General features: G+C 60.8%; 25 protein-coding genes and 2 tRNA genes. 8 read left to right on the top strand and 19 right to left on the bottom strand.

The features are described 5' to 3' along the window. Positions 1–27: 27 nt before the first annotated feature. The gene (locus tag GTP69_RS18110; protein ID WP_161056168.1) at positions 28–1,017 is read right to left on the bottom strand and encodes a sensor histidine kinase; all 990 of its coding nucleotides are present in this window, start codon (positions 1,015–1,017) and stop codon (positions 28–30) included. Next, the gene (locus GTP69_RS18105) at positions 1,014–1,682 is read right to left on the bottom strand and encodes a response regulator transcription factor (protein WP_161056167.1); all 669 of its coding nucleotides are present in this window, start codon (positions 1,680–1,682) and stop codon (positions 1,014–1,016) included. Before GTP69_RS18105 ends, GTP69_RS18110 begins: the two co-directional genes overlap by 4 nt. A gap of 201 nt (positions 1,683–1,883) precedes the next feature. Here GTP69_RS18105 and GTP69_RS18100 point away from each other — a divergent pair, with 201 nt between their 5' ends. After that, on the top strand, positions 1,884–2,687 hold the full coding sequence (locus tag GTP69_RS18100; protein ID WP_161056166.1) for a Crp/Fnr family transcriptional regulator: 804 nt from the start codon (positions 1,884–1,886) through the stop codon (positions 2,685–2,687). On the opposite strand, the gene GTP69_RS18095 is transcribed toward GTP69_RS18100, so the two are convergent. The 12 genes from GTP69_RS18095 to GTP69_RS18040 form a co-directional block, all read right to left on the bottom strand. Next, positions 2,584–4,164 carry a CHASE3 domain-containing protein gene (locus tag GTP69_RS18095; protein ID WP_161056165.1) on the bottom strand — a complete coding sequence of 527 codons (1,581 nt, stop codon included), beginning with the start codon at positions 4,162–4,164 and terminating at the stop codon, positions 2,584–2,586. The two genes, GTP69_RS18100 and GTP69_RS18095, sit on opposite strands and share 104 nt — an antisense overlap. Before the next feature lie 108 nt (positions 4,165–4,272). Then, a complete protein-coding gene (locus tag GTP69_RS18090) occupies positions 4,273–4,905 on the bottom strand; it encodes a response regulator (RefSeq protein WP_110849666.1) in 633 nt (210 codons plus the stop codon). A 142-nt stretch (positions 4,906–5,047) separates the two neighbouring features. After that, on the bottom strand, positions 5,048–5,461 hold the full coding sequence (locus GTP69_RS18085) for a MerR family transcriptional regulator (protein WP_161056164.1): 414 nt from the start codon (positions 5,459–5,461) through the stop codon (positions 5,048–5,050). Positions 5,462–5,478: 17 nt separating this feature from the next. Beyond that, positions 5,479–5,826, bottom strand: a complete 348-nt coding sequence (locus GTP69_RS18080; protein ID WP_019919772.1) for an integration host factor subunit alpha — start codon at positions 5,824–5,826, stop codon at positions 5,479–5,481. 144 nt (positions 5,827–5,970) lie between these two features. Continuing rightward, positions 5,971–8,394, bottom strand: coding sequence for a phenylalanine--tRNA ligase subunit beta (gene pheT, locus GTP69_RS18075; protein WP_161056163.1), 2,424 nt, complete (start codon positions 8,392–8,394; stop codon positions 5,971–5,973). A 32-nt stretch (positions 8,395–8,426) separates the two neighbouring features. Next, the gene (gene pheS, locus GTP69_RS18070; protein WP_161056162.1) at positions 8,427–9,446 is read right to left on the bottom strand and encodes a phenylalanine--tRNA ligase subunit alpha; all 1,020 of its coding nucleotides are present in this window, start codon (positions 9,444–9,446) and stop codon (positions 8,427–8,429) included. 83 nt (positions 9,447–9,529) lie between these two features. Further along, positions 9,530–9,889 carry a 50S ribosomal protein L20 gene (gene rplT / locus GTP69_RS18065; protein ID WP_056156032.1) on the bottom strand — a complete coding sequence of 120 codons (360 nt, stop codon included), beginning with the start codon at positions 9,887–9,889 and terminating at the stop codon, positions 9,530–9,532. Positions 9,890–9,914: 25 nt separating this feature from the next. Then, positions 9,915–10,112 carry a 50S ribosomal protein L35 gene (gene rpmI, locus GTP69_RS18060; protein ID WP_110849662.1) on the bottom strand — a complete coding sequence of 66 codons (198 nt, stop codon included), beginning with the start codon at positions 10,110–10,112 and terminating at the stop codon, positions 9,915–9,917. A 195-nt stretch (positions 10,113–10,307) separates the two neighbouring features. Further along, entirely contained in the window at positions 10,308–10,847 is a 540-nt protein-coding gene (infC, locus tag GTP69_RS18055; protein ID WP_371868013.1) for a translation initiation factor IF-3, read from the bottom strand. Positions 10,848–10,867: 20 nt separating this feature from the next. Next, on the bottom strand, positions 10,868–12,775 hold the full coding sequence (gene thrS, locus GTP69_RS18050; protein WP_161046208.1) for a threonine--tRNA ligase: 1,908 nt from the start codon (positions 12,773–12,775) through the stop codon (positions 10,868–10,870). 175 nt (positions 12,776–12,950) lie between these two features. Then, a tRNA-Val gene (locus GTP69_RS18045) sits at positions 12,951–13,027 on the bottom strand. A 40-nt stretch (positions 13,028–13,067) separates the two neighbouring features. Further along, positions 13,068–13,144: transfer RNA gene (locus GTP69_RS18040), tRNA-Val, on the bottom strand. A gap of 140 nt (positions 13,145–13,284) precedes the next feature. Between GTP69_RS18040 and GTP69_RS18035 the strand changes: the two genes are divergently transcribed. From GTP69_RS18035 to GTP69_RS18025, 3 genes are read left to right on the top strand one after another with little or no spacing between them, the layout of a single operon-like run. Further along, positions 13,285–14,208, top strand: coding sequence for a cation diffusion facilitator family transporter (locus GTP69_RS18035; protein ID WP_161056161.1), 924 nt, complete (start codon positions 13,285–13,287; stop codon positions 14,206–14,208). 31 nt (positions 14,209–14,239) lie between these two features. Beyond that, positions 14,240–15,244 carry a serine hydrolase domain-containing protein gene (locus GTP69_RS18030; RefSeq protein ID WP_161056160.1) on the top strand — a complete coding sequence of 335 codons (1,005 nt, stop codon included), beginning with the start codon at positions 14,240–14,242 and terminating at the stop codon, positions 15,242–15,244. A gap of 12 nt (positions 15,245–15,256) precedes the next feature. After that, positions 15,257–15,901: a CatA-like O-acetyltransferase gene (locus GTP69_RS18025; RefSeq protein ID WP_161056159.1), complete on the top strand. Its 645-nt coding sequence runs from the start codon at positions 15,257–15,259 to the stop codon at positions 15,899–15,901. Here the strand turns inward: GTP69_RS18025 and GTP69_RS18020 are convergent. Continuing rightward, entirely contained in the window at positions 15,896–16,759 is an 864-nt protein-coding gene (locus GTP69_RS18020; RefSeq protein ID WP_161056158.1) for a LysR family transcriptional regulator, read from the bottom strand. The two genes, GTP69_RS18025 and GTP69_RS18020, sit on opposite strands and share 6 nt — an antisense overlap. Before the next feature lie 92 nt (positions 16,760–16,851). Here GTP69_RS18020 and gstA point away from each other — a divergent pair, with 92 nt between their 5' ends. Beyond that, the gene (gstA, locus tag GTP69_RS18015) at positions 16,852–17,451 is read left to right on the top strand and encodes a glutathione transferase GstA (RefSeq protein WP_161056157.1); all 600 of its coding nucleotides are present in this window, start codon (positions 16,852–16,854) and stop codon (positions 17,449–17,451) included. A gap of 94 nt (positions 17,452–17,545) precedes the next feature. On the opposite strand, the gene GTP69_RS18010 is transcribed toward gstA, so the two are convergent. The 3 genes from GTP69_RS18010 to GTP69_RS18000 are packed head-to-tail and all read right to left on the bottom strand — an operon-like array spanning position 17,546 to position 21,039. Beyond that, positions 17,546–19,798 carry a RelA/SpoT family protein gene (locus GTP69_RS18010; protein ID WP_161056156.1) on the bottom strand — a complete coding sequence of 751 codons (2,253 nt, stop codon included), beginning with the start codon at positions 19,796–19,798 and terminating at the stop codon, positions 17,546–17,548. A 7-nt stretch (positions 19,799–19,805) separates the two neighbouring features. Then, complete coding sequence (locus tag GTP69_RS18005; protein WP_161056155.1) at positions 19,806–20,156, bottom strand: RidA family protein; 351 nt, start codon at positions 20,154–20,156, stop codon at positions 19,806–19,808. A 7-nt stretch (positions 20,157–20,163) separates the two neighbouring features. After that, positions 20,164–21,039 (bottom strand): alpha/beta fold hydrolase, encoded by an 876-nt coding sequence (locus tag GTP69_RS18000; RefSeq protein WP_161056154.1) that lies wholly within the window; start codon positions 21,037–21,039, stop codon positions 20,164–20,166. A 244-nt stretch (positions 21,040–21,283) separates the two neighbouring features. On the opposite strand from GTP69_RS18000, the gene GTP69_RS17995 reads away from it, so the two are divergent. The 3 genes from GTP69_RS17995 to GTP69_RS17985 all read left to right on the top strand — a co-directional run bounded on the left by GTP69_RS17995 (position 21,284) and on the right by GTP69_RS17985 (position 24,428). Continuing rightward, a complete protein-coding gene (locus tag GTP69_RS17995; protein WP_161056153.1) occupies positions 21,284–22,588 on the top strand; it encodes a dicarboxylate/amino acid:cation symporter in 1,305 nt (434 codons plus the stop codon). A 208-nt stretch (positions 22,589–22,796) separates the two neighbouring features. Next, positions 22,797–23,828, top strand: a complete 1,032-nt coding sequence (locus tag GTP69_RS17990) for an HAF repeat-containing protein (RefSeq protein ID WP_161056152.1) — start codon at positions 22,797–22,799, stop codon at positions 23,826–23,828. Positions 23,829–23,906: 78 nt separating this feature from the next. Further along, the gene (locus tag GTP69_RS17985; protein WP_161056151.1) at positions 23,907–24,428 is read left to right on the top strand and encodes a PEP-CTERM sorting domain-containing protein; all 522 of its coding nucleotides are present in this window, start codon (positions 23,907–23,909) and stop codon (positions 24,426–24,428) included. Between the two features lie 349 nt (positions 24,429–24,777). On the opposite strand, the gene GTP69_RS17980 is transcribed toward GTP69_RS17985, so the two are convergent. Continuing rightward, a complete protein-coding gene (locus tag GTP69_RS17980) occupies positions 24,778–25,428 on the bottom strand; it encodes a CoA transferase subunit B (RefSeq protein ID WP_161056150.1) in 651 nt (216 codons plus the stop codon). Positions 25,429–25,440: the final 12 nt, after the last annotated feature.

The raw sequence follows: 25,440 nt of genomic DNA, 5'->3' as shown, positions 1-25,440 counted from the left end.
TGACAAACCGCTGACAAGCGCACAAAGTCAGGCAAATTTGACCGTAAATAGCGCGCCTTGGCCGCCCGGCGGGTCGGAAATGGTCAGCCGCGCGCCGTGCACCACGGCGATATCGCGCACGATCGCCAGGCCCAGGCCGCTGCCGTGGGTCTTGTCGTCCAGCCGCACGTAGCGATTGAAAACCTGCTCGCGCCGCGCCAGTGGAATGCCGGGGCCGTTGTCTTCCACGATCAGCAGCTTGGGCCGCACGCTGACCGTCACCGCGCCGTGCGGCGGCGTGTAGCGGATGGCGTTGTCGATCAGGTTATCGATCAGGTCGCGCAGCAGGAAGCGGTCGCCGATTACGGTGACTGGCGCCAGGTCGAAGCCGATGTCGATGTTTTTCAGCCGCGCCTGGTCGACGAAGGATTGCACCGCGTCGGCCACCAGCGCGTCCAGCGCCAGCGGCTCCAGCCGGGTTTTCTCGAAGTGATGCGGCTCGGCGCGGGCCAGGGCCAGCAGCTGGTTGGTCTGGCGTATCATGCGCTCGGTGGCCGACAGCATCAGGCCGACCGACTTGGCGGTATCCGGCTCCGTGTGACGCGCGCCCAGCCATTCCAGCTGGGTCTTGAGGCCAGCCAGCGGCGTGCGCAGCTGGTGCGCGACGTTGGCCAGGAAATCCTGCCGCGCCTGCGCGCCCTCGCCCACTTTGGCCAGCAGGCCGTTGAAGGCCGACACCACCGGCTCCAGCTCGTAGGGCACCTCGACCGCCGCGATCGGCGCCAGGTCGTCGCCTTCGCGCGCGTTGAGCTCGGCGCGCAGGCGGCTCAGCGGCCGCAGTCCGTTGCTGACCGAGAACCACACCAGCCCGACGCAGCCCAGCGCAAACACGATTTCCAGCAGCACCAGCGTGCGCAGCACCACTTCGCGCAATGGCGGCGGCGCCAGCATGTAGGCCAGCGCGCCGGCCAGCAGATTCATCAGCAGCACTGGCGGGATCACCCAGCGCAGCAGGCGCAGGCGGATGCTGCCGCTCATGCGGCCAGTTCCAGCACGTAGCCGAAGCCGCGGATGGTACGGATCGCCACGCCGGCATCGGCAATCTTCAAGCGTAGGCGCGAGATGTAGACTTCCACCGCGTTCAGCGTCAGATCATCGCCCCACGGCAGGATGGCGTCGATGATCTGCTGCTTGGAGACCACGCGCGCGGCATGCTGTAGAAGGTATTCCAGCACCGCCCATTCGCGCACCGACAATTCGATCACCTTATCGCCGACGCGCGCGCGCTTGGCGGCCAGGTCCAGCGACAGGTCGCCCAGCGACAGTCCGGCCGGCTTCGGCGTATTGCGGCGCGCCAGCGCTTTCACGCGCGCCACCAGTTCAGCGGTGGCGAAGGGCTTGACCAGGTAATCGTCGGCGCCCTGCTCCAGCCCGCGCACGCGGTCCTCGATGGCGTCACGCGCCGTCAGCAGCAGCACCGGCACCGCACTGCCGCGCGCGCGCAGCCGCCGCACCACCTCGAAGCCGTCCATACCGGGCAGGCCGATGTCCAGCACCACCACCTCGGCTGTGACGGCGCGTTGTAGGAGGTGATCCGCCTGGGTGCCATTGCCGACCACTTCCACAGCCATGCCGTGGCCGCCCAGCACGCGACTGAGGCCATCCGCCAACACTGCATCGTCTTCTACCACCAGTACATGCATATTCGTGCGCCGCTTATTTTGGATGTGTGACATTATGCCCCTGCCTCCACGATAAAGACAGGTCATCCCTGACCATGTAGGATCAGGACTACAAGTGTGCATGGCACATGCCTACATTTGTGCGTCCCCTGCTCTTATGTTCGGTAATTCACATTCCCCATAAAGTTACACCAACACGTAACTAGCTTTGTGAGGAACTCCATGAACAATACCCAAGTCAACGCAACCACCAAGACCGCCCGCGCTTTACCGGTCGGCGCCAAAGCAATCAAAGTTGCGTCCCGGCCTGCGGTCACCTACACCGGCGCTCAGCAAAACGAGTTGCTGGCCGCCCTGCCGCGCGAGGTGCTGGAATCCTTGTTTGAACATCTGGAAATGGTGCAACTGCCATTTGGCAAAGAACTGTTCGAGTTCGGCAATGCAATGGAGTATGTGCACTTCCCGACCTCGGCGATTGTCTCGCTGCTGTACGTGATGGAAGACGGCGCCACCACCGAGATCGCCGTGATCGGCCACGAAGGCGTGGTTGGCGTATCGCTGTTTGAAGGTGAGCGCGCCATGTGCAGCGCAGTAGTGCAGGCAGCCGGTTATGGCTACCGCATGAAGGCCGAACACCTGCGCGCCGCATTCGCCCGTGGCGGTGCGCTGCCGGCGCTGCTGATGCGCTACAACACCGCGCTGTTCGCGCAGATGGCGCAAAACGCCGTCGGCGGCCGTCACAGCTCGATCGAACAGAAGCTGTGCCGCTGGCTGCTGGACCGCCTGGACCGTTCGCCATCCAACTCGCTGAAAGTCACGCAAGAAATGATCTCGATCATGCTGGGCGTGCGCCGCGAAAGCATCACCGCCGCCGCCGGCAAGTTGCAGGACGAAGGCCTGATCACCTACCGCCGCGGCAACATCACTGTGCTTGATCGCTCAGGCTTGGAGGCGTATGCGGGTGAGTGCTATAAGGTTGCGAAGACGGAGTTTGACCGTCTGCGCCTGGATGTAGCGCGCTGCTGATCACATCGCTGATCGCCGGCGGCAGGATGGTCGGCGTCATGTTGGCGCGGCGCTCCTGCGCCGTCGGCTCAGGTGGCGGCGTCATGCCCTCGCGGTGACGCAGCGGAATCGCCACTTCAATACAGGTACCGGTATCGTTACGGCCACGGCGGATATTCATCACGCCGCCCAATTGCAAGGCGCGTTCGCGCATCCCCAGCAAACCATGCGACATCGGCTTGATGATGGTATCCGGCGCGATGCCGATGCCGTCATCGATAATCCGTAGCATCAAGCCTTCCGTGGTGCGGTTCAGCGTGACCGTCACGCGGCTGGCCTTGGCGTACTTGCGGATATTGGTCAGCGACTCCTGCACGATGCGGAACAAGGCAATCGACAAGTCGCCGGAATGCCGGCTCAATCCCTCAATCTCGGCCGCCACGCTGCAATCGCAGCGCACTTGCGAGGCCCGCGTGAATTCCATGCAATAGCTTTCGATGGCCGCGCACAAGCCCAGATTATCCAGCAGACTCGGCCGCAGATTCTCGACAATGCGGCGCTTCATCTCCACCGTTTCCACCAGCGTGCCACGGGCGCGCTTGAGTTGCTCGGCCAGTTCCGGGTGGCTATGGCGCAGTTGCTGCGTGACGGCGGCAATATCCATGCTGATCGACGTCAGATTGGCGCCCAGCTCGTCGTGCAATTCGCGCGACAGGTGCATCTTCTCTTCTTCGCTGATGCTGATCAGGCGGCGTGACAGCACCGACAATTGCTCGGTACGCTGCTCGACCGTGGTTTCCAGATTTTCGTTGGCGCTTTGCAGCGCGTGTTCAACCGCCGCACGGTGCGCAAAGCTGCGCCGCACCAGCTGGTAGAACATCACCAGCACCAGGATCGCCAGCGCATTGATGCTGACGCCCAGCCACACGGCTTTCTGGTATTCCTTGTAGAACGCGGCACTGCGGACGTTCAGCGTTTCGTTCTGCTCCTGCTCCATGATCACCACCAGCAGGCGGATCTCATCCATGCTGGAGCGATCGTCGCTGAGCTTGGCGATATTGACGATTTCCTGCAAGCCGCCATCGCGGTAGACGTCGATGGCCTGGCTCATGATGCTCAGGCGGCGGCGCACCAGCGTGTGCAGCTGGGTCAGGTTCTTCAATTGCGAGGGATTGTCGGACAGCAGCTTTTCCAGTTCCTTGAACTCGGCTTCGCTGTCGGTCAACGCGGTACGGGTCGGCCCGAGATAGGCGTCGCGGTCGGACAGGAAATAGCTGCGCATGCTGCTCTCGGCATCCAGCACCAGCACGTTCAGGTATTGCAGGCGGTCGGCGACGCGCGCAGTCTGGCTCAGCAGGACTTGCGCACCGCGCAATGCTTGCAAATTGTGGAACAGGCTGAAACCGTTGACGATGAGCAGCAACGCGCAAGTCACGCACAAGAGAGTCTTGTACAGCGGCAAGCGGTGATGCGGCGCTGTTTCGACGGTGAAATACATCCGTTTCCTTCACGATTGGGGCAAGGCGTAACTACGCCAAGCATACCAATTATAGACTGGAAGAAAAGTTGATGCGTCTGTGCGCACCCCAACGGTGCGCACGTGTTGCTAATCTAAAAGATTATTCTTCATTGCGTAGTACGTCAGGTCCGAATTCGACTGCATGCCCATCTTTTCCATGATGCGGGTGCGGTAGGTGCTGACGGTTTTAATGCTCAGCGACAACGCCACGCCGATATCCGACACGGTCGAGCCACGCGCCAGGCGCAGAAACACCTGGAACTCGCGATCCGACAACTCGGTATGCGGCGCCTTGTTGGGGTCGCGGTCAAAGCTTTGCGCCAGCAGCTCGCCCACTTGCGAGCTGACATAGCGGCGGCCCTGGAATACCGTGCGCACCGCCGTAATCAGCTCGTCCGCCTCGCACTCCTTGTTCAGGTAACCGTTGGCGCCCATCTTGAACAGGTTCAGCGCGTACTGCTGCGCCGGATACCCGGACAGGATCAGCACCGGCAGATCAGGCTGCCCCTGACGGATGGTGCGCAAGGTGTCGATACCGCTCTGGTCAGGCATAGCGATATCGAGCAACAGCACATCGCAAATTTCGCGACGGGCGATATCCAGCGCTTCGCGCCCGGTACCGGCTTCCGCCACCACCTCGAAATCGTCCGAGGATGAAAAAATCTGTTTAAAGCCTGCTCTTACAATTTGATGGTCGTCACAAATGGCAACGCGTATCATTGTTTCCTCTCGTCGTACCCGATCGAAGCCGGGCTATCCGCCACCGTGCATCAGCGTCGCTGATAATAAAATAATATTGAAAGAAGTATAGCAGCAATCACTCTCCGCCCGCCGCGCTTTGCGCCAGCGGTGCGCGGGCTTCTTAGTCTTGCTTGAGCAAGCCGAGGATCGCCAGCAATTCGCCGCGTATCAAGTCGCGGTCCAGCGGGGGTACAACGGCCGACGGATGCACGCCGTTGACCGTTCCCGCATCATACTCCGCGGCGGCGCTATCGTAGGCACGGCTGTCGAGTTTATTGCGTGCCCCACTAATGGTGAAGCCCTGCTCGTACAACAGTTCGCGGATGCGACGGATCAGCAGCACCTCGTGGTGCTGGTAATAGCGGCGGTTGCCGCGCCGCTTGACCGGCTTGAGCTGGGTAAATTCCTGCTCCCAGTAACGCAGCACATGCGGCTTCACGCCGCACAGCTCGCTGACTTCGCCGATGGTGAAGTAGCGCTTGGCCGGGATCGGCGGCAGTACCACCAGTTCGGACTTGGCGAGACGATCGTTCATGACGACTCAGCTCCCGTTCAGGCGGCGCGCGCCATCGGATTGCTCTCTTCGACCATGCCCTTGAGCTTCTGGCTGGCGTGGAAGGTCACGACGCGGCGCGCCGTGATCGGGATTTCTTCGCCGGTCTTCGGGTTGCGGCCCGGACGCTGCGGCTTGTCGCGCAGCTGGAAATTGCCGAAACCGGACAATTTGACGGCTTCGCCGCGCTCCAGCGCATTGCGGATCTCGTCAAAGAAGGTCTCCACCATGTCCTTGGCCTCGCGCTTGTTCAGGCCAACCTGCTCGAACAACAGTTCGGCCAGTTCCGCCTTGGTCAGCGTGGGCAAATCTTTTTCAGCATCCTGGCGCACTTTGGCAACCTGCATGGCCCGGTGCAGATCGGCAGCCAATGCGGATTGGAGTACGGCGGAATCAACGTCGTTGTTATTAATTTTCCAGCCCTGCCTTTATCAAAAATGAACAAGTCCGGCGCAGGCCGGACTCCCTATTAGTCAAAAATGCAATACTTGCTAGCGCAGACGCGCAGCATGTTTCTGCTTGGCGGCATCGCTGGCGGCAGCCATGACGGCTTCCACCACATCGTCTTGCAGCGTGTTTTGAGTATCTTGCAAGCTAAAGCGGAAAGCAAGCGATTTTTCGTCTGCCTCCAAACCTTTACCACGATATTCATCAAACAAAACAATGGCTTGCACAATTTTTCCCTGAGGAATTGTTTGCAAAGCATCATTGAATGCATCCAGCAAATCCTGCGCTGGAATCGTTTGCTTGACAACCACCGCCAGGTCACGGGTGGCGCCCGGGAACTTGGAGATCTCATCATACTTTGGCACTGCTCGTTGCTGCAAGGCAAGCGCATCAAGTTCGAACACGATCGGTGCGTGTGGCAGCTCGTATTTCTGCAACCAGCGTGGATGCAGTTCGCCAATGAAGCCAATGACGTTACCATCCAGCAATACATGAGCCGAGCGGCCTGGGTGCAGCGCCGGGTGTTCGGCTTTGACGAAACGCAGCGCCAGCGGCGCGAACAGGTGCTCCAGGTCGGCCTTGACGTCGAAGAAGTCGATGGCGCGGGTGTCCTGGCCCCACTGCTCGTCCGAGGCTGGGCCGTAGGCGATGCCGGCAACGCGTTTCGGCTGGTGATAGCCGGCCACGGTCAGCGGGCCGTCCGGCACGCTGTCGTCACGCTGGTAGATGGCGCCGATTTCAAACGCGCGCACGCGGCTTGCTTTGCGGTTCAGGTTGTAGCGCACATTGGCCACCAGGCTGCCGACCAGGGTCGAACGCATCACGCTCAGCTGGCTGGCGATCGGGTTCTGCAGCTTGATCGGATTGCTGTTGCCGCCGAAGTCCTGTTCCCACTGGGCTTCCACGAAGCTCATATTGACCACTTCCTGGTAACCCAGATCGGCCAGCTGGTGACGCACCGCGAACAGCGAACGGGTATTTTCCGGCGCAATGATCATGGTGTTGGCAGCCACCGGCGCCACGGTCGGGATGTTCTCGAAGCCGTAGACGCGCGCCACTTCTTCGATCAGGTCTTCCTCGATTTCGATGTCGAAGCGGTACGACGGCGAGGTCACCGAGAATACGCCATCGGCCAGCGTGAACGGCAGCGCCAGGCGGGTGAAGATGTCGGCGATGACTTTGTCGTCCAGCGCCACGCCAATGACTTTCTGCGCGCGCGCGGTGCGCATTTGCACTGGCTCGCGCTTCGGCACGTTGACGATCTGGTCGTCCACCGGGCCCACTTGCGTGTGGCTGGTGCCGCAGATTTCCACCAGCAGCGCGGTGATGCGCTCGATATGCTCAACAGTGGTCGCATAGTCGACGCCACGCTCGAAGCGGTGTGCCGCATCGGTCGAGAAGTTGTACTTGCGGGCGCGGCCCTGGATGGCGTTCGGCCACCAGAATGCTGCTTCCAGATAGATGTTTTGGGTGTCCAGCGAGACGGCAGTGGCGTCGCCGCCCATGATGCCGGCCAGCGATTCAAGCTCCTGGTCGTCGGCGATCACGCCTACCCATTCGTCGACCTGGATGGTGTTACCGTTCAGCAGCTTGAGCGATTCGCCCTTGCGGCCCCAGCGCACGTCGAGGCCGCCGTGGATCTTGTCCAGGTCGAACACATGGCTCGGACGGCCCAGTTCCAGCATCACGTAGTTGGAGATGTCCACCAGCGCCGATACCGGACGCTGGCCGCTGCGCTCCAGGCGCTGCTTCATCCAGTCCGGCGTGACCGCCTTGGCGTTCAGGCCACGGATGACGCGGCCCGAGAAACGGCCGCACAGGTCCGGCGCCGAGATTTTCACCGGCAGTTTTTCGTCGAGATTGACGGCAGCCGCACGGAAGGTCGGCACAATCAGTTCCACGCCGGTCAGCGCCGACACTTCACGCGCCACGCCCAGCACCGACAGGCAGTCCGCCTTGTTCGGGGTCAGCTTGATGGTGAACTTGAGGTCGTTCAGCGCGTAGTAATCGCGGAAGTTCTGGCCGACTGGCGCGTCGTCCGGCAGTTCCAGCAGGCCGCTGCCCTCTTCCGACAGTTTCAGTTCCTTGGCCGAGCACAGCATGCCTTGCGATTCGACGCCGCGCAGCTGGCCTACCTTGATTTCAAACGGCTTGCCATCGGCGCCCGGCGGCAGCACGGCGCCAGCCATGGCGCAGACCACTTTCAGGCCCGGACGCACGTTCGGCGCGCCGCAGACGATGGTCAGCAAGGTGCCGGTGCCGACGTCTACTTCGCAGACGTTGAGGCGGTCGGCGTTCGGGTGCTTGGCCATTTCGCGCACGTGGCCTACGACCACATTCGAGAACGGCGGCGCGACCGGTTCGACTTCTTCCACTTCCAGACCGGACATCGTCAGCAGATGGGCCAGTTCGTCCGAAGTCATCTTCGGATCGACCATGGTACGCAGCCAATTTTCAGAGAATTGCATATTCGTTCGACTTTCTTGTTATCGGTGCCGTATTAGTTGAACTGCTTCAGGAAACGCAGGTCGCCTTCGTAGAACAGGCGCAGGTCGTTGATCCCGTAGCGCAGCATGGTCAGGCGCTCCAGGCCGGAGCCGAACGCGAAACCAATGTACTTTTCAGGGTCCAGGCCAAAATTGCGCACCACCGATGGGTGCACCTGGCCCGAGCCGGACACTTCCAGCCAGCGGCCCTTGAGCGGACCGCTACCGAACGCGATGTCGATCTCGGCCGACGGTTCGGTGAACGGGAAGTACGACGGACGGAAGCGCACCTGCAAATCGTCGGTCTCGAAGAAGGCCTTGACGAAGTTCAGGTACACACCCTTGAGGTCGGCAAAGCTGATGTTCTCGGCGATCCACAGGCCTTCCACTTGGTGGAACATCGGCGAGTGGGTGGCGTCGCTGTCGACGCGGTAGGTACGGCCGGGCGCGATCACCTTGATCGGCGGCGTGTGGCTACGGGCGTAGCGCACCTGCATCGGCGAGGTGTGGGTGCGCAGCAGCAGCGGCTTGCCTTCGCTGTCGTTGCCTTCGATGTAGAAGGTGTCCTGCATGGAGCGCGCAGGATGGTTTTCCGGGCTGTTGAGCGCCGTGAAGTTGGTCCAGTCGTTTTCGATTTCCGGGCCGTCGGCCACGTCGAAACCGATCGAGCGGAAGATCTCTTCCACCCGTTCCCAGGTACGCATCACCGGGTGGATGCCGCCGCCGGCGCGGCCGCGGCCTGGCAGCGAGACGTCGATCGCTTCGGCGTTCAGGCGGGCTTGCAATTGGGCTTCGGCCAGCGCATCACGGCGCGCATTGAGCGCGGCTTCGATCTGCTGCTTGGCGGCGTTGATCAGCGCGCCCTGCGCCTTTTTGGCGTCCGGGTCGAGCTTGCCCAAGCCCTTCATCAATTCGGTAACCTGGCCGGTCTTGCCCAGGTATTTGGCTTTGGCGTTTTCCAGTGCGGCGGCGTCATCTTTGGCCGCGTCGAAATCCTGCACTGCTGAGGCGACGAGTTGTTCCAGGGAGTCCATGCGTTTTTCTTATCCTTGAATCAAAAAACGGGGCACAGGTATGACCCTTGCCCCGTTCTCTTGCGTAAATCCGCGCTTAAAAATTAAGCAGCGATTTTAGCTTTAACGACGTTGACAATCGCAGCGAACGCTGGCTTGTCCATCACTGCCATATCGGCCAGGACTTTACGGTCCAGTTCGATTGCAGCTTTCTTCAGACCGTTCATGAACACGCTGTAGGTAACGCCATGCTCACGGGAAGCGGCGTTAATACGAGCGATCCACAGGCGGCGGAAGACGCGCTTCTTGTTACGACGGTCACGGTATGCGTACTGACCAGCGCGCATAACTGCTTGCTTGGCAATACGGTATACCTTGCTACGACGACCGCGGTAGCCTTTGGCAAGATTCAGTACTTTTTTATGACGGGCACGCGCAGTAACCCCACGTTTTACTCGAGGCATATTAGCTCCTTAGATGAGTGTGAGATTAAGCGGATGGCATCATAGCGTAGACGCGCTGGACGTCGGACGCATTGATGTTACGGGTGCCGCGCAGTTGACGCTTGTTCTTCGTCGTCTTCTTGGTCAGGATGTGGCGTTTGAAAGCCATACCCGATTTAACGGTACCACCTGGACGCACGCGAAAACGTTTTTTCGCCGAGCTCTTGGTTTTCATTTTTGGCATAGATATTCTGCCCTCTCGGACAGCTCCTATTAACAGGATTACAGGTGGCAACACTACGTCGCTCTTAGATGCCTGCTCTCACTTGTTTGTGCAGTGGATGCGAGTCCACTACATTTACTACAGCCGACAATTATAGCCCATAAAATGAAAAAGGGCACTAGTTGTGCCCTTTTTTTGCCTGCTATACCAGCCAGATTACTTCTTTTTCTTCGGCGACAGGATCATGATCATCTGACGGCCTTCCATTTTCGGGAACTGCTCTACCTGGCCGTACGGCTCCAGGTCGGCTTTCAGGCGTTCCAGCATACGGAAACCAATATCCTGGTGCGCCATCTCGCGGCCGCGGAAGCGCAGGGTGATTTTGGTCTTATCACCCTCTTCCAGGAACTTGGTCAGGTTACGCAGCTTGATATTGTAGTCGCCATCATCGGTACCCGGACGGAATTTGACTTCCTTCACGGCGATGATTTTCTGCTTCAATTTCGCTTCGTGAGCCTTCTTCTGCTCCGAATACTTGAATTTGCCGTAGTCCATCAAACGGCATACCGGCGGGACCGCGGTAGGAGCGATCTCGACCAGGTCGACATTTGCCTCTTCCGCCAGGCGGAAGGCTTCGGCCAAACTCACGATACCGAGCGGCTCGTTATCGACCCCGGATAAACGCATTTCAGGGGCAGTGATTTCGCCATTGATGCGATGCGACTTGTCAGTAGCTATGGTGATTCCTTTTAAAATCTAATGAATTGCCAGTGCGATCAGGCCTTGGTGGCGACGTCTTGTTGCAGTCGCTCTATCAGGGCATCGACGGACATGACGCCCAGATCGACATTGCCCCGTGCCCGCACGGCGACGGTGTTGGCATCCCGCTCTTTGTCGCCCACCACAAGGATGTACGGCAGTTTTTGGACGGAATGTTCACGTATTTTATAGTTTATTTTCTCATTGCGCAAATCAGTCTGCACGCGGAAGCCGCTGCGGCGCAGCTTTTCAGCCACTTGCTGCACATATTCCGCCTGCGCGTCCGAGATATTCAGCACCGAAACCTGCACCGGCGCCAGCCATGCCGGCAGTGCGCCCGCATAGTTTTCGATCAGGATGCCGATGAAACGCTCCATCGAACCGACGATCGCGCGGTGCAACATGACCGGCACCTGACGGGTGTTGTCAGCCGCCACATATTCGGCGCCCAGACGCTCCGGCATGAAGAAGTCGACCTGCATGGTGCCGACCTGCCATGGGCGGCCCAGCGAATCCTTCAGGTGGTACTCGATCTTCGGACCGTAGAATGCACCCTCGCCCGGCAGCTCGGTCCAGGTCACGCCGCAGGCGCGCAGGCCCGAACGCAGCGCTTCTTCGGCCTCATCCCAGACTTCGTCGGTACCGATGCGGTTGTCCGGACGCAGCGCCAGCTTGACGTCGATATTGTGGAAGTGGAAATCCGAATACACTTCCATCGCTTGCGTATGGAAAGCCACCACTTCCGGCTCGATCTGCTCGTTGGTGCAGAAGATATGGCCGTCATCCTGGGTAAAGCCGCGCACGCGCATGATGCCGTGCAGCGCGCCGGACGGCTCGTTGCGGTGGCACTGGCCGAACTCGCCGTAGCGCAGCGGCAGGTCGCGGTACGAACGCATATTGCTATTGAAGATCTGCACGTGGCCCGGGCAGTTCATCGGCTTCAGCGCGTACGAGCGGTTTTCCGACTCGGTGACGAACATGTTTTCGCGGTAGTTATCCCAGTGACCGGTCTTGGCCCAAAGGCTGGCGTCCAGAATCTGCGGCGCTTTCACTTCCTGATAGCCATTGACCTGGTACTTGTTGCGCATGTACTGCTCCACCTGTTGCCAGATGGTCCAGCCTTTCGGATGCCAGAACACCAGGCCCGGCGCCTCATCCTGGAAGTGGAAGAAGTCCAGCTGCTTGCCCAGCTTGCGATGGTCGCGCTTCTCCGCCTCTTCCAGCTGGAACAGGTACTGCTCCTGATCTTCTTTTTTCGCCCAGGCGGTGCCGTAGACACGCTGCAGCATTTCGTTCTTGCTGTCGCCGCGCCAGTAGGCGCCGGCCAGCTTCATCAGCTTGAATACTTTCAGCTTGCCGGTCGATGGCACGTGCGGGCCGCGGCACAAGTCGGTGAAGTTGCCTTCGCTGTACAGCGAAACATCTTGATCAGCAGGAATCGATTCGATGATCTCGGCCTTATAGGCTTCGCCGATCGACTTGAAGTACGCCACAGCTTCATCGCGCGGCAGCACTTTGCGGGTGACCGGCTCGTCTTTCTTGGCCAGCTCGGCCATTTTCTTTTCGATGGCGATCAGATCGTCCGGGGTGAACGGGCGCTTGTACGAAAAGTCGTAGTAGAAGCCGTTGTCGATGACCGGGCCGATGGTGACCTGCGCGTCCGGGAACAGCTCTTTGACGGCGTACGCCAGCAAGTGAGCGGTCGAGTGACGGATCACATCCAGACCTTCAGGGTCTTTATCGGTCACGATGGCCAGATCGACGTTTTTCTCGATCAGATACGAGGTGTCGACCACTTTGCCGTCGACCTTGCCGGCCAGCGCGGCTTTGCCGAGGCTGGTAGCGATGCTGGATGCCACTTGTGCAACGGTGACCGGGCCGTCGAATTCACGGGCGGAACCATCAGGAAGGCGGACTGAAATCATTGTGATCTCCGGTAATTTAAAAGGTATTAAAAGATGCAGACGAAAAAAAACGCGGGCTAGCCGCGTTTTCTCTTTTTTCAAGCAAAAGAATCCCGTTGACTAGCGTCACTCCCAAAGCTTGGTAGTAGTTCGCGGTGTCATAACCGTGATGCCTTTCTCGCTCTTACATATGTTCTGGTGGGCGGTGAGGAATTCGAATCCCCGACCCCTTGGATGTCGACCAAGTATTCTAACCAGCTGAACTAACCGCCCGTTTTTACTGCTTTAAATTGTACCGCTTTACTGCGAATTCTGGTGGGCGGTGAGGAATTCGAATCCCCGACCCCTTGGATGTCGACCAAGTATTCTAACCAGCTGAACTAACCGCCCGAAGACCAGCATTATAGAGAGCGATCGGAAGAAAAACAAGGGTAATGATATGAAACATTTCTAATTCTCCTATGACAGCAAAAAAGCACGCGCTGCCGTCATACATTAAACTGTGGCTATTGATATCTAACAACACGCCCATGCAAGCAGACACCGCCACGTCCTCGCCCTCCGCCCACCTGCACGAACACCGCGCCGGCGACGCCCACTATAAACACTACACAGTGCAGCGCAGCCAGTCGGTGCTGGCGTGGTCGCTGGTATTGACGCTGGGCTTTGCCGTGGTCGAAGTGGTGACCGGCTTTATGTCCAATTCGCTGGCATTGATTTCCGACGCCGGGCACATGGTGACGGACGCCGCTGCGCTCGGGCTGGCGCTGCTGGCGCAGATCATCGCCAAGCGGCCACCGTCGGCGCGCCACTCGTTCGGCTTCGGCCGCGCCGAGGCGCTGGCGGCGTTTGTAAATAGCCTGGTACTGCTGGTCCTGGTCAGCTGGATCGGCTACGAAGCCATCAGCCGCTTCTCGCATCCGGAAGAAGTGCATGGCGCCACAGTGTTTATCGTGGCCGGCCTCGGCTTGTTGATCAACCTGCTGCTGGCGTGGATGCTGTCGCGCGGTGACAGCAATATGAATACGCGCGCAGCGCTGGTGAATGTGCTAGGCGATTTACTGGGTTCGGTGGCTGCGCTGGTGTCCGGCGCCGTTATCTATTACTTCGGCTGGATGCAGATCGACCCGCTGCTGTCGCTGTTCGTCGCGCTGCTGATCCTGCGCTCCACCGTCGGCGTGCTGCGCGAGTCGTATCACTTCCTGATGGGCGGCGTGCCCGAGCAAATCGACTACCTCAAAGTTGGCGCCGACCTGGAGCAAGTGGACGGCGTGTGCTCGGTGCACGACCTGCATGTGTGGGACATGTCGCCAGGCGAACCGGCACTGATCGGCCACGTCGAAATCACCGACCTGGAGCGCTGGCCCGACATCCTGCACGCCATCAAGGCCATGCTGCTGGAGAAGCACAGCATTGACCACATTACGCTGCAAGCAGAAGTGGCCACGAAATAACCGCGCGGCTGCCTATCATATAGGGGATGCGATGAAATCTCTTCTCTTCACACTCTTGATGGCTGCAGCACAAGCGATGGCGCAGCCGCTGGATGAAGTATTGAGCCGCTGGGACCGCGACGAACACCTCGACCTGCGCAGCGTGCTGGTGATGCGCGACGGCGCCATCGTGGCCGAGCGTTACTACAACGGCGAAACCGCGGACACGCTGCACGACATCCGCTCCGCCGGCAAAAGCATCACCGCCCTGCTGGCCGGCGCAGCAGTCGATCGCGGCAAGCTGAGCGCCGACGGCCGCATCGACCGTTACTGGCCCGCCGCCAAAGGCACGGCGTTGGAAGGCGTCACGCTGGACCAGGTGCTAACCATGCGCTCCGGCCTGGCTGCCTTCGATGAAGATCCCGCCTCGCCCGGTAACGAAGACAAGATGGACGACGCCGCCGATCCAGTCGCCTTCACGCTGGCCACGCCGGCCGACACCGCACCCGGCACACGCTACCGCTATAACTCGATGACCGCCTACATTGCCGGCGTCACGGTCGAACAAGCCACCGGCATTGACCTGGAGACGTTCGCGCGCAGCACGCTGTTCGAGCCGCTCGGCATCCAGCGCTGGCAGTGGCTGCGCGATACGGCCCATCATCCCAAGGGCCAGGGCAACCTGTTCCTGCGCACGCGCGACCTGGCGAAGATCGGCCAGGTGGTGCTGGACAACGGCATGTACCAGGGCCGCCGCATCCTCAGCGCCGAGTGGATACAGGCCGCACTGGCGCCGCGTGTCGCCATCAGCGACGTCGACCGCTATGCCGACCACTACGGCTATTTCTGGTATCGCAAAACCGAGCGCGTTGGTGGCCGCGAGATCGTCGTCAACTTCGCTTCCGGCAATGGCGGCAACAAGATCTACGTCATCCCGTCGCTGAAGTCGGTAGTGATCGTCACCTCCAGCGCCTATGGAAAAGGCTACGGCCAGCGACGCTCCGCCAATATCTTGCAAGCCATCCTGGACAGCTATAATGCTGTCGCCCTCCAGTAAACAATACGTCTTATGCAGAATTTTGAAAAACGCCGCGACCGATACAATGCTTTTGCGTCGTTCGAAAACCCTTTGGTCAACCTGAGCTTTGAGCTGGAAGTGCCGGATTTCCGGCCTTACTGCAAACAGCGCGGCCTGCCGAGCTTCCACTTCTTCCTGTACCACGTGCTGCATGCGGTTAAAGGAATCGATAATTACCTGTACCGCATCTACAAGGGCGAAGTAATCAAGATCGAGGATTTCTGGGCCTCGTACACCGTGCTCAACCAGGATGAGAATCTGAATTTCGCGCGCTTCGTCATGACGGATGACTTGAATGAATTCATCGCCCGCAGCGTCGCCTCGGCCAAGGAAGCAGAAGCCAGCACCAAGCTGATCAACACCGCCGAAGACCTCAACGAATACGAGCAGCGCCGCAATATCTACATCACCTGCATGCCGTGGCTGAAGCTGTCCGCAATCGAGCATCCGATCTACGAGCACAAGAGCTACGATATCCCGTCACTGGCCTGGGGCCGCTACAGCGCGCCGCGCGCCGATGGCAAGCTGAGCATGACTATGGCGGTGCAAGCCCACCACGGCTTTATCGACGGCTACCACGTGCATCTGCTGGCCGAAGCCATCAGCGAGCGCATTGCGCAGACGCTGGCGTCATAACTCGCGCAGGAAGGCTTGCACCGCCGGCGAATCGCGTCCGGCCTGCGAACACACCAGGCCGAATTCGCGGTAGGTAGGCGGTTGCAATTGCATCACGCGCAGGCCGCGCTGGTCGAACGGCAGTGCCGATTCCGGGATCACCGACACGCCCAGTCCTTCACGCACCAGCACTGCCGCGCTGGCCAGGTCGCGCACGGTGACGCGGATGTCGCTCAGCGTCACGCCGGTCTGCATCGCCAGGCTGTGCGCATGAACATTGCAGCCGCCGGTGGCCAGCACGAATGGCTGATCGGCCAGATCACTCCAACTGACGCCCTGCTCGCTGGAACGCCGCCCCAGCGGATGCTGCGCCGGCAATAGCGCGACCCACGCATCGCGGCCGATGATCACCGCCTGCCGCTGCGGCGCCGGATTCAGCACCACACCAAGTTCGATCGTATCTTCAGCCAGCCAGGCTTCTACTTCCTCATCCGATCCCTCCAGCGCCACCACATCAATGCCGGGATGACGGCGCCGGAACGCCGATACCAGCCCCGGCAGCACCGTGGCCAACACCGACGGAAACGTCGCCAGCCGGATGCGGCCGGCATGCAAGCCGAGCGCCGCATCACCCAACGCGCGGATGGCATCCAGCTCCACCAGCATGCCGCGCGCGTGCTGCAAGACCTGCTCGCCAAGCGCGGTGAGCATTACCTCGCGCCGCTCACGCACGAACAGCGGCGCGCCTAGCGATGCCTCAATCTGCGCAATCGCCTGGCTGGCGCCGGACTGCGACAGGCCGACCTGCTGCGCCGCCCGCGAAATATTGCGCAAGTCGGCGACGGCAACCAGCAATCGCCAATGGGATAAATTCATCATTAGAAAAACTGATAGCGCGCTTCTGAAGCATTCATTTTACAGCGCCTTGATGCGACGCATACAGTGAGGGTTCACCATTTAAGGAGTTCGCAATGAAGCTGTACTACGCACCGCATACGTGCTCGCTGTCGCCATTGATCGTCTTGAACGAGCTGGGCCTGGCGCATGAACTAATCAAGGTCGACAACCAGAGCAAGCGCACCGCCGACGGCCGCGACTTCCGCGCCATCAACCCGAAGGGCTACGTGGCGGCTCTGGAATTGGAAAACGGGGAAATCCTGACCGAGGGACCGGCCATTATTCAATATCTGGCCGACCTCAAACCGGAAGCAGCACTGGCGCCACCAGCCGGCAGCTGGGAACGCGTGCGATTACAGGAAATGCTGAATTTCATCACCAGCGAAATCCACGCTGGCGTCGCGCCATTGTTCAACAGTGACTTGCCGGAAGCGGCCCGAACCATCTTCCGCGACCGCCTGCTCCGCCGCATGAGCGTGCTGGAAACCACGCTACAGCAACGCGCGTATCTGATGGGAGCAACCTTCACCGTTGCCGATGCCTACCTGTACACTGTGCTCGGCTGGTTCCAGTTTTTCGCCATCGACCTCAACGAATGGCCGGCGGTGGCAAGCTACCATGCCAGCCTCGCCAGCCGCCCATCCATCCAAGCCGCCCAGCAAGCCCACAAATAAACTCCGGGGTCAGGTCCGGCACTTGGACACGAGCACAACCGTAGCAAGCGCTACGGTTGTGCTCGTGTCCAAGTGCCGGACCTGACCCCGGAGTTTAGGCGCGGCGGGCTTCCTGGACGCCGGTCACTTCGGCGATGGAGTTCAGCGCTTTGTGCAGTTGCGCGGTGGCGCCGATTTCGGCCGTAAAGGTCATGCGCGCAAAGCCTTTGGCGCTTTGCGTGTTGACGCCGATGACGTTGATCTTCTCGCGCGAGAAGACCTCGGAAATATCGCGCAGCAGCCCCTGGCGGTCATTCGCCAGAATGAAGATATCGACCGGGTAGACCGTGTCCGACACCGCCCGTCCCCATTCGGTGACGATGACCCGCTCCGGCGCCTTGGCGCGCATTTCGGCGAAGTTCTTGCACGTTGCGCGGTGAATCGACACACCCTTTCCGCGCGTGACGAAGCCGACGATGCCATCCGGCGGTGCCGGCTTGCAGCACTTGGCCAGCTGCGTCATCAGGCCATCGGTCCCCACCACCAGCACGCCCGACTTGGCGCCCTGCTCAACGCTGGACGCCTTGCTCTTGCCGAGGAAGACTTCGTCCACCGGCTCGGCCGGTTCGCCGCTGTCGTGCAAGGCTTGCTCGATGTGGCGCAGGCTGAATTCATCCTTGCCGACCGACAGGAACAGGTCGTCCACCTTGGCAAAACCCAGCTTGTTAGCCAGCGCTTCCAGGTTGACCGCCGTCTTGCCTTCGCGCTGCAAGGTTTTTTCCACCATGGCGCGGCCGTGCGACAGCGTTTCCTGCATGTCGATGGCGTGGAACCAGGCGCGGATCTTGGAGCGCGTGCGGGTCGCCACCGTATATTCATCGCTGAGCCAGTCGCGCGACGGGCCGGCCGTGCCGGGTGCGCCTTTGGCGGTGATGATTTCGCAGGTCTGGCCGTTTTTCAGCGGCGTGTTCAGCGGCACCATGATGCCGTCCACGCGCGCGCCACGGCAGCGGTGGCCGACGTCGCTATGCAGGTGATAGGCAAAGTCGACCGGCGTGGCGCCGACCGGCAGTTCGATCACGCGCGCTTGCGGCGTCAGCACGAAGATACGATCATCCAAGGCCGCAGCCTTGAGCTTTTCCACCCACTCGCGCTGCTGTTCTTCCTGCCCGACCACGGCATCGGCGACGTCGGTTTTCCACGCCAGCAGCTGACGCAGCCAGGCGATTTTCTCGTCGTACTTCTGGCCCTGGAAGTTGGAGCCGCCCTCTTCCTTGTACCGCCAGTGCGCGGCCACGCCGTATTCGGCGAAGCTGTGCATTTCCTGGGTGCGGATCTGCACTTCCAGCGGCCGGCCGTCTTCCGCCATCACCACCGTGTGCAGCGACTGGTAGCCGTTCGGCTTCGGCCGCGAGATGTAGTCGTCGAACTCTTTCGGAATCGGCGTCCAGATGTTGTGCACCACGCCCAGCACGGTATAGCAGGTCTTGACGTCGGCCACGATCACGCGGAACGCGCGCACATCGTACAGGTCCGTAAAGTCCAGCTCCTTGCCCTTCATCTTGCTCCAGATGGAGTAGATGTGCTTCGGCCGCCCGAACACCTCGGCCTGGATGCCGGCTGACGCCATTTCCGACTGCAGGCGCGCAATCGCGTTGGTGACGAAGCCTTCGCGCATCATGCGCTTTTCTTCCAGCATCTTGGCGATGCGCTTGTACGTTTCCGGCTCGATGAAGCGGAACGACAAATCCTCCAGCTCCCACTTCAACTGCCAGATCCCGAGGCGGTTGGCCAGCGGCGCGTACAGGTCCAGCGTTTCGCGGCCGTAGGCGGCGGTCATGTCGTTGAACAGCTTGATGTCGGCAAAGTAGCGCAGCGTGGTCACGCACGACGCCAGCCGCACCAGCACCACGCGCATGTCGGAGGCCATGGCCAGCAGCATCTTGCGCAGCGTTTCAACTTGCGCCACCGCCATTTGCGCGGCGTTGCGGCCGCGTCCCGGCGCGGCGCCGGTATTTTGATTCTGAGTCAGCTCGCGCAGGCGGATCAGCTGCCGCACGCCGGACACCAGTTCGTTGACTTCCGGCCCGAAGCGCGGCTCGATCACGGCCGCCTGCTCGGTGTCGAGCAGGGTAAGCTCGAACATCAGGCCGGCGAGCCGGGTTTCGACGTCGGTGCTCAGGGACGACAGCGTGCAGGCCACGCCGACCGCGAAGTCGAGCGCGGCCTGGCCGCTGCTGCATTGTTTGTCGGCATACGCGGTGCTGGCAAATTCCAGCGCCGCCAGCATGCGGGCGCTTTCGTCGGGCGTCAGGCCCTGGACCAGTTGCTCCGACGTGACGCTGCTGACCGCAGTGGTGGAAACCATGAGACTCCTAGCGCTGCGCTGCGACGACGACGATTTCGACCAGCCAGTTAGGGTCGGCCAGCTTGGCTTCGACCGTGGCGCGCGGCGGCGTGTGGCCTTGCGGCACCCAGGCGTCCCACTCCTCGTTCATGCCGGCGAAGTCGGCCAGGTCTTTGATGTAGATCTGGCAGCTCAAGATGCAGGTCTTGTCGCTGCCGGCCTCGGCCAGCAGGCGGTCGACGTGGGCCAGCACTTCGCGCGTCTGGCCGTTGATGTCGGCCGTGGTGTCTTCGGCGATCTGGCCAGCCAGATAGACGGTGCTGTTGTGAATTGCTACTTCCGACAGGCGTTTGCCTGCGTACAGTCGTTTGATTTCCATAATACTTTTAACCTAACAGGAATTGCTTTGCTATATGAATCTGATCGTCGTGGATAAAGGTCGGCGCATGGCCGACGTCTGGAATTTCCACCAATTGGGCCTTCGGTCCACGTTCCGCCATCAGCTTGGCCGTCTCAGGCGACAGCAGGTCGGAGTCGGCGCCGCGCACCAGCAGCGTTGGGCAGGTGATGGCGTCGTACGCAGCCCACAGCATGGCCTGGTCGGCTTCGGCCGATTCCGGCGTGGCCGAACGAAAGGGCAAGGCCAGCCCCATATCGTAATGGCGCACCCATTTGCCGTCCTTGTCTTTGCGCAAAACATCGGCCGCGAGTTTGTGCCATTCCTCGTCGGTATGCTCGCCGAACGAGACGGACACGTCACGGACGAACTTGGCGCCGGCTTCAAAGCTGTCGAAGCGCAGGTCCTGGCCGATGTAGTCGCCGATGCGCTGCAGCGCCTGCGGCGCCAGCACCGGGCCGATGTCGTTGAGCACCAGCTTGCGGATCGGATTGCCGGGCAGCGAGGCCATGCCCATGCCGATCAGGCCGCCCATCGAAGTGCCGAACCAATCGACCTGCTGATTTTCATCTGGCAGCACGCGCGCCAGCAAGGTCACGATATCGCTGACATATTGGGGCAGCACGTACAACTGCGGGTTGCGCAGCCAGTCCGAGCGGCCGCGGCCGACGATGTCGGGACAAATCACGCGGTAATCGCCGGCCAGCGCCCTGGCCATATTGTCAAAGTCGTCGCCAACGCGGGTCACGCCATGGACGCACAGCAGCACGTTGGGATTGCTCTCATCACCCCACTCCTTGTAGGACATGCGATGCAGGCCGGCCAGCGACAGGCATTGAACAGACTTTATTTTTGGTTCGAGCATGCGGCTTCCCTTAATGGTTCTTTGATCTTATGTGTAAAAATACCATTTTACCGTGTTGTGGTTAATCCCTTAGCGAAGTGTAGCGCAGGGCAGCGTCATTCACCTAGCGCACGCGGGTGGCAGCTACGTAGAAACCCGTATTCCAGAGAGATATCACCAGCGCGAATTTGCGGCTTTCCACAATAGTGATATCTCTCGGCCTGAGCGATGATGCACTCCTCACAGAAACACACGAGGAGACCCCGTGAAAAAACCATTCTATAAAGTCTTATACGTCCAGGTGCTGTTCGCCATCGCCTGCGGTATCCTGCTGGGCTTGTTCTACCCGGACAGCGGCGTTGCCATGAAACCCCTGGGCGACGGCTTCATCAAGCTGATTAAAATGATCATTGCCCCGGTGATCTTCTGTACCGTGGTCTCCGGCATCGCCGGCATGCAGGACATCAAGAAAATCGGCCGCGTCGGCGGCAAGGCCCTGCTGTACTTCGAAGTGATCTCCACCTTCGCGCTGGTGATCGGCCTGTTCGTCGCCAACCTGGTCAAGCCAGGCGCCGGCTTCAACGCCACCGCCGCCACGCTGGACACCAAGGCCATCGAGCAGTACACCACCAAGGCGCACCCGCTGACCACCACCGATTTCCTGATGAATATCATCCCGAATACGGTGGTGGACGCCTTTGCCAAGGGCGATATCCTGCAAGTGCTGCTGATCGCCATCCTGTTCGGTTTCGCCATCTCCCTGCTGGGTGAGCGTGGCAAGCCGCTGGTCAAGCTGATCGACGACGCTGCGCACGCAGTCTTCGGCGTGGTCAACATCGTCATGAAGGTGGCACCGATCGGCGCGTTTGGCGCCATGGCCTTCACCATCGGCAAATACGGCATCAAATCGCTGCTGCCGCTGGCCACCCTGATGGGTTGCTTCTACGCTACCTGCGCCATCTTCGTGATCGTGGTGCTGGGCACCGTGGCGCGCCTGACCGGCTTCTCGATCGGCCGCTTCATCCTGTACATCAAGGAAGAACTGCTGATCGTACTGGGCACCAGCTCGTCGGAATCGGCACTGCCATCGCTGATGCGCAAACTGGAACGCCTGGGCTGCTCGAAATCGGTGGTCGGCCTGGTGGTCCCAACCGGCTACTCGTTCAACCTGGACGGCACCAACATCTACATGACCATGGCCGCCCTGTTCGTTGCGCAAGCCACCAACACCGAGCTGACCCTGCTGCAAGAGCTGACCATTCTCGGCGTCGCGATGCTGACCTCGAAAGGCGCATCGGGCATCACCGGCGCCGGCTTCATCACGCTGGCCGCCACCCTGCACGTGGTACCGGACATTCCGGTGGCCGGCATGGCGCTGATCCTGGGCATTGACCGCTTCATGTCGGAATGCCGCGCGCTCACCAACTTCGTCGGCAATGGCGTCGCTGCCATCGTCGTCTCGCACTGGGAAAAAGAGCTGAACCACGACACCATGAAGGCCGAACTGGCCAATCCAGGCTCGACCGTACCACTGTCCGACCTGGAACCGCTGGAGCCAGTGCGCGCCTAAGCGTTCACGTTCTCGCCTAAACGCCCCGCCCGGCCCACGCCGCGCGGGGCGTTTGTATTTGGCAGAAGGCGCCAATTGAATAAGCAAGAAATTGTCCGGAAACGAACAGTGTTGACGTTCATTTCCGCACACTCCACCCTCCCCAAGCCGCAATATTCCGTGGCACAAGACTTGCAGTTCTCTCCGCGACCAACCACAAGGAGACACCATGCATGACCTGACCCTGGGCGCCCGCGGCAAGGAAGCCAGTATCGCTGTCGATATCAACGCGCGCGGCCAGATGGCCGGCATCCTCGAAGACGAAGACGGCCACCAGCGCGCCATCCTGTTCGACCAGCGCCCGGTCGAGCTGGGCACGCTGGGCGGCCGCGAGGGTTTCACCCGAGGCATCAACGCCAACGGCGACGTGGTCGGCACGGCGCAGAACGCCAGCGGCTACTGGCGCGCCTTCATTGTCCGCCATGGCGAGCGCATGCAGGATGTCGGCACACTGGGCGGCAACAGCAGCTACGGCGCCGCCATCAACAACGACGGCCAGGTGGCCGGTTTCTCCGATACCAGCGACGGCTATTACCGCGCCTTCGTCAGCACGCCCGGCGGCGAACCGCTCGACCTCGGCACGCTGGGCGGCAGGATCAGCTATGCCGCCGGCATCAACACCCATGGCGCCGTGGTCGGCACGGCCGCGCTGGCCAATGGCTACCGCCACGCCTTCCTGACCGCGCCGGGCGGCGGCATGCAGGATCTCGGCACGCTGGGCGGCCGGGTCAGCAGCGCCAGCGCCATCAGCGACAACGGCGTGGTGGTGGGCGCGTCGGAAACGCCTGACCGCCGCTGGCACGCCTTCATGTGGAACAAGGGCAAGATGGTCGACCTGGGCGCGCTGATCGGCTACGGCGACAGCTACGCCACCGCCGTCAACAATGCCGGCCATGTGGTGGGCAGCATCCGCGTCGGCGACGAGCGCCGTTCCTTCGTCTACCGCGACGGCAAGATGACGGTGCATCGCGGCGGCTACGGCCTGTATCTGGTCAACGCCATCAACGACCAGGAACTGGTCATCGGCGCCTACAGTGTCGGCAACAAATTTAACGCTGCCACCATGATTTCCAGCCAGCCGGCGGTCGCCACGCACGGCCCACAGGAGATGTTGGGGCTGATCGCCCTGGTGCTGGTGGGGGCTGTCGGCGTGGTCGTCTATCGGCGCCGCTACCACGGCATCGCCCTGCCGGTCATGTAGCACATTTGTGCGACAGACAAGCGTGCGCCTCCATGGGATAGTACTGAATACACAATTTCCATATCAAGGAGACACTACATGCACACCATGCTACGACACTTCGCCGCTGTCAGCATCCTGCTGGCGGCAGCGACGGCGGCCCACGCCACTACCTACGAGTTTTCCTATCACTTCCTGAACGGCGAGGTGGTCAGCGGAAAACTGGACGGCACCGCCAGCGGCAATCTGGTCGAACACATTAGCAATGCCACGTTCAGCATCAATGGGACTGCCGTTGCCGGTCTGATCAGGTCGCAAAACAGCACGTTCTCGGGCAACGCGGTGTTTTCCTTTAACGGCCTGGAGAATAATTTCCTGCTGTTTGACCGCAGCTTCCAGAACGTGTTGTTGTCTGGCTCCGTCAACGGCGCCACTGTCACCAACGTCATCAATTACTCTACTCCGGGCGGGGCTTACGCCGAAGGTCCGGGTGTCGAAGCATACTCGGCCAGCCGCTGGAGCCTGACCAGTGCGGTGCCGGAGCCTGCCACCTACGCGATGCTGCTGGGTGGCCTGGCGCTGCTCGGCACGGTTGCCCGGCGTCGTCAGCAGGCGCGCTAGGCGATCAGCGACACCAGCCTGGCCAGCACCGCGCCGATGGCGCACCAGCCCAATAGCGGCAACATCTCGCGTTGAAAGAAACGCAGCGCCTGCGGCAAGCGGCGGTCGGCGCGTGCGAAACGGGCCCGACTTCGATGCCGAGGTAGCGCACGTCACGCTGCCCCAGCTGCAACACCGCTGCGGTGCTGTTGTGCGTGTGTGCGCCAGCGGCGCACGTCCACAACAAGCCCAGCAGCAGCCAAACAACACGCATGAGTAATCCGTTAAGAAATTAAGTAGCAAATATCACAATAGCTTAACAAAGAAAAACGGCACGCCGTAGCGTGCCGTTGCATTGAATTAAAACTTTTTACAGCGCGGCAAAGTCCAGCTTGACGCCGGTGGCGGCCTGGATCTGGTCCTTGGTCACGCCCGGCGCCAGTTCGGTCACTTTCAGGCCGGTGTCGCTCACTTCGAGCACGCCGAGGTCGGTGATGACCAGGTCCACCACGCCGACGCCGGTCAGCGGCAGGTCGCATTTCGGCAGCAGTTTGTGCGAGGTCGAACCGTCCTTGGCGGTGGCCACGTGTTCCATCAGCACCACCACTTTCTTGACGCCGGCCACCAGGTCCATCGCGCCGCCCATGCCCTTGACCATTTTGCCGGGGATCATCCAGTTGGCCAGGTCGCCCTGCTCCGACACCTGCATCGCCCCCAGGATCGCCAGGTTGATCTTGCCGCCGCGGATCATACCGAACGAATCGGCCGAGCTGAAGTAAGCGGAGCCCGGCAGCGCCGTCACGGTCTGCTTGCCGGCGTTGATCAGGTCGGCGTCGATCTCTTCTTCGGTCGGGAACGGGCCGATGCCCAGCAGGCCGTTTTCCGATTGCAGGAACACTTCGATGCCGGTCGGCACATAGTTGGCCACCAGCGTAGGCAAGCCGATGCCGAGGTTGACGTAGTAACCGTCCTGCAGCTCCTTGGCTGCGCGCGCAGCCATTTCATCACGAGTCCATGCCATGATTATGTTCTC

Source organism: Duganella levis, from assembly GCF_009857605.1.
In the GTDB taxonomy this organism is placed as follows: Bacteria; Pseudomonadota; Gammaproteobacteria; order Burkholderiales; family Burkholderiaceae_D; genus Rugamonas; species Rugamonas levis.
Note: the sequence above shows the minus strand (reverse complement) of the source record. Positions and strands in the feature narration are given on the sequence as shown.

Bases quoted from the DNA above. Each gene is read 5' to 3' on its own strand.
- GTP69_RS18110 (WP_161056168.1), bottom strand. From the start codon at position 1,017: ATGAGCGGCAGCATCCGCCTGCGCCTGCTGCGCTGGGTGATCCCGCCA.
- GTP69_RS18105 (WP_161056167.1), bottom strand. From the start codon at position 1,682: ATGCATGTACTGGTGGTAGAAGACGATGCAGTGTTGGCGGATGGCCTC.
- GTP69_RS18100 (WP_161056166.1), top strand. From the start codon at position 1,884: ATGAACAATACCCAAGTCAACGCAACCACCAAGACCGCCCGCGCTTTA.
- GTP69_RS18095 (WP_161056165.1), bottom strand. From the start codon at position 4,164: ATGTATTTCACCGTCGAAACAGCGCCGCATCACCGCTTGCCGCTGTAC.
- GTP69_RS18090 (WP_110849666.1), bottom strand. From the start codon at position 4,905: ATGATACGCGTTGCCATTTGTGACGACCATCAAATTGTAAGAGCAGGC.
- GTP69_RS18085 (WP_161056164.1), bottom strand. From the start codon at position 5,461: ATGAACGATCGTCTCGCCAAGTCCGAACTGGTGGTACTGCCGCCGATC.
- GTP69_RS18080 (WP_019919772.1), bottom strand. From the start codon at position 5,826: ATGCAGGTTGCCAAAGTGCGCCAGGATGCTGAAAAAGATTTGCCCACG.
- pheT (WP_161056163.1), bottom strand. From the start codon at position 8,394: ATGCAATTCTCTGAAAATTGGCTGCGTACCATGGTCGATCCGAAGATG.
- pheS (WP_161056162.1), bottom strand. From the start codon at position 9,446: ATGGACTCCCTGGAACAACTCGTCGCCTCAGCAGTGCAGGATTTCGAC.
- rplT (WP_056156032.1), bottom strand. From the start codon at position 9,889: ATGCCTCGAGTAAAACGTGGGGTTACTGCGCGTGCCCGTCATAAAAAA.
- rpmI (WP_110849662.1), bottom strand. From the start codon at position 10,112: ATGCCAAAAATGAAAACCAAGAGCTCGGCGAAAAAACGTTTTCGCGTG.
- thrS (WP_161046208.1), bottom strand. From the start codon at position 12,775: ATGATTTCAGTCCGCCTTCCTGATGGTTCCGCCCGTGAATTCGACGGC.
- GTP69_RS18035 (WP_161056161.1), top strand. From the start codon at position 13,285: ATGCAAGCAGACACCGCCACGTCCTCGCCCTCCGCCCACCTGCACGAA.
- GTP69_RS18030 (WP_161056160.1), top strand. From the start codon at position 14,240: ATGAAATCTCTTCTCTTCACACTCTTGATGGCTGCAGCACAAGCGATG.
- GTP69_RS18025 (WP_161056159.1), top strand. From the start codon at position 15,257: ATGCAGAATTTTGAAAAACGCCGCGACCGATACAATGCTTTTGCGTCG.
- GTP69_RS18020 (WP_161056158.1), bottom strand. From the start codon at position 16,759: ATGATGAATTTATCCCATTGGCGATTGCTGGTTGCCGTCGCCGACTTG.
- gstA (WP_161056157.1), top strand. From the start codon at position 16,852: ATGAAGCTGTACTACGCACCGCATACGTGCTCGCTGTCGCCATTGATC.
- GTP69_RS18010 (WP_161056156.1), bottom strand. From the start codon at position 19,798: ATGGTTTCCACCACTGCGGTCAGCAGCGTCACGTCGGAGCAACTGGTC.
- GTP69_RS18005 (WP_161056155.1), bottom strand. From the start codon at position 20,156: ATGGAAATCAAACGACTGTACGCAGGCAAACGCCTGTCGGAAGTAGCA.
- GTP69_RS18000 (WP_161056154.1), bottom strand. From the start codon at position 21,039: ATGCTCGAACCAAAAATAAAGTCTGTTCAATGCCTGTCGCTGGCCGGC.
- GTP69_RS17990 (WP_161056152.1), top strand. From the start codon at position 22,797: ATGCATGACCTGACCCTGGGCGCCCGCGGCAAGGAAGCCAGTATCGCT.
- GTP69_RS17985 (WP_161056151.1), top strand. From the start codon at position 23,907: ATGCACACCATGCTACGACACTTCGCCGCTGTCAGCATCCTGCTGGCG.
- GTP69_RS17980 (WP_161056150.1), bottom strand. From the start codon at position 25,428: ATGGCATGGACTCGTGATGAAATGGCTGCGCGCGCAGCCAAGGAGCTG.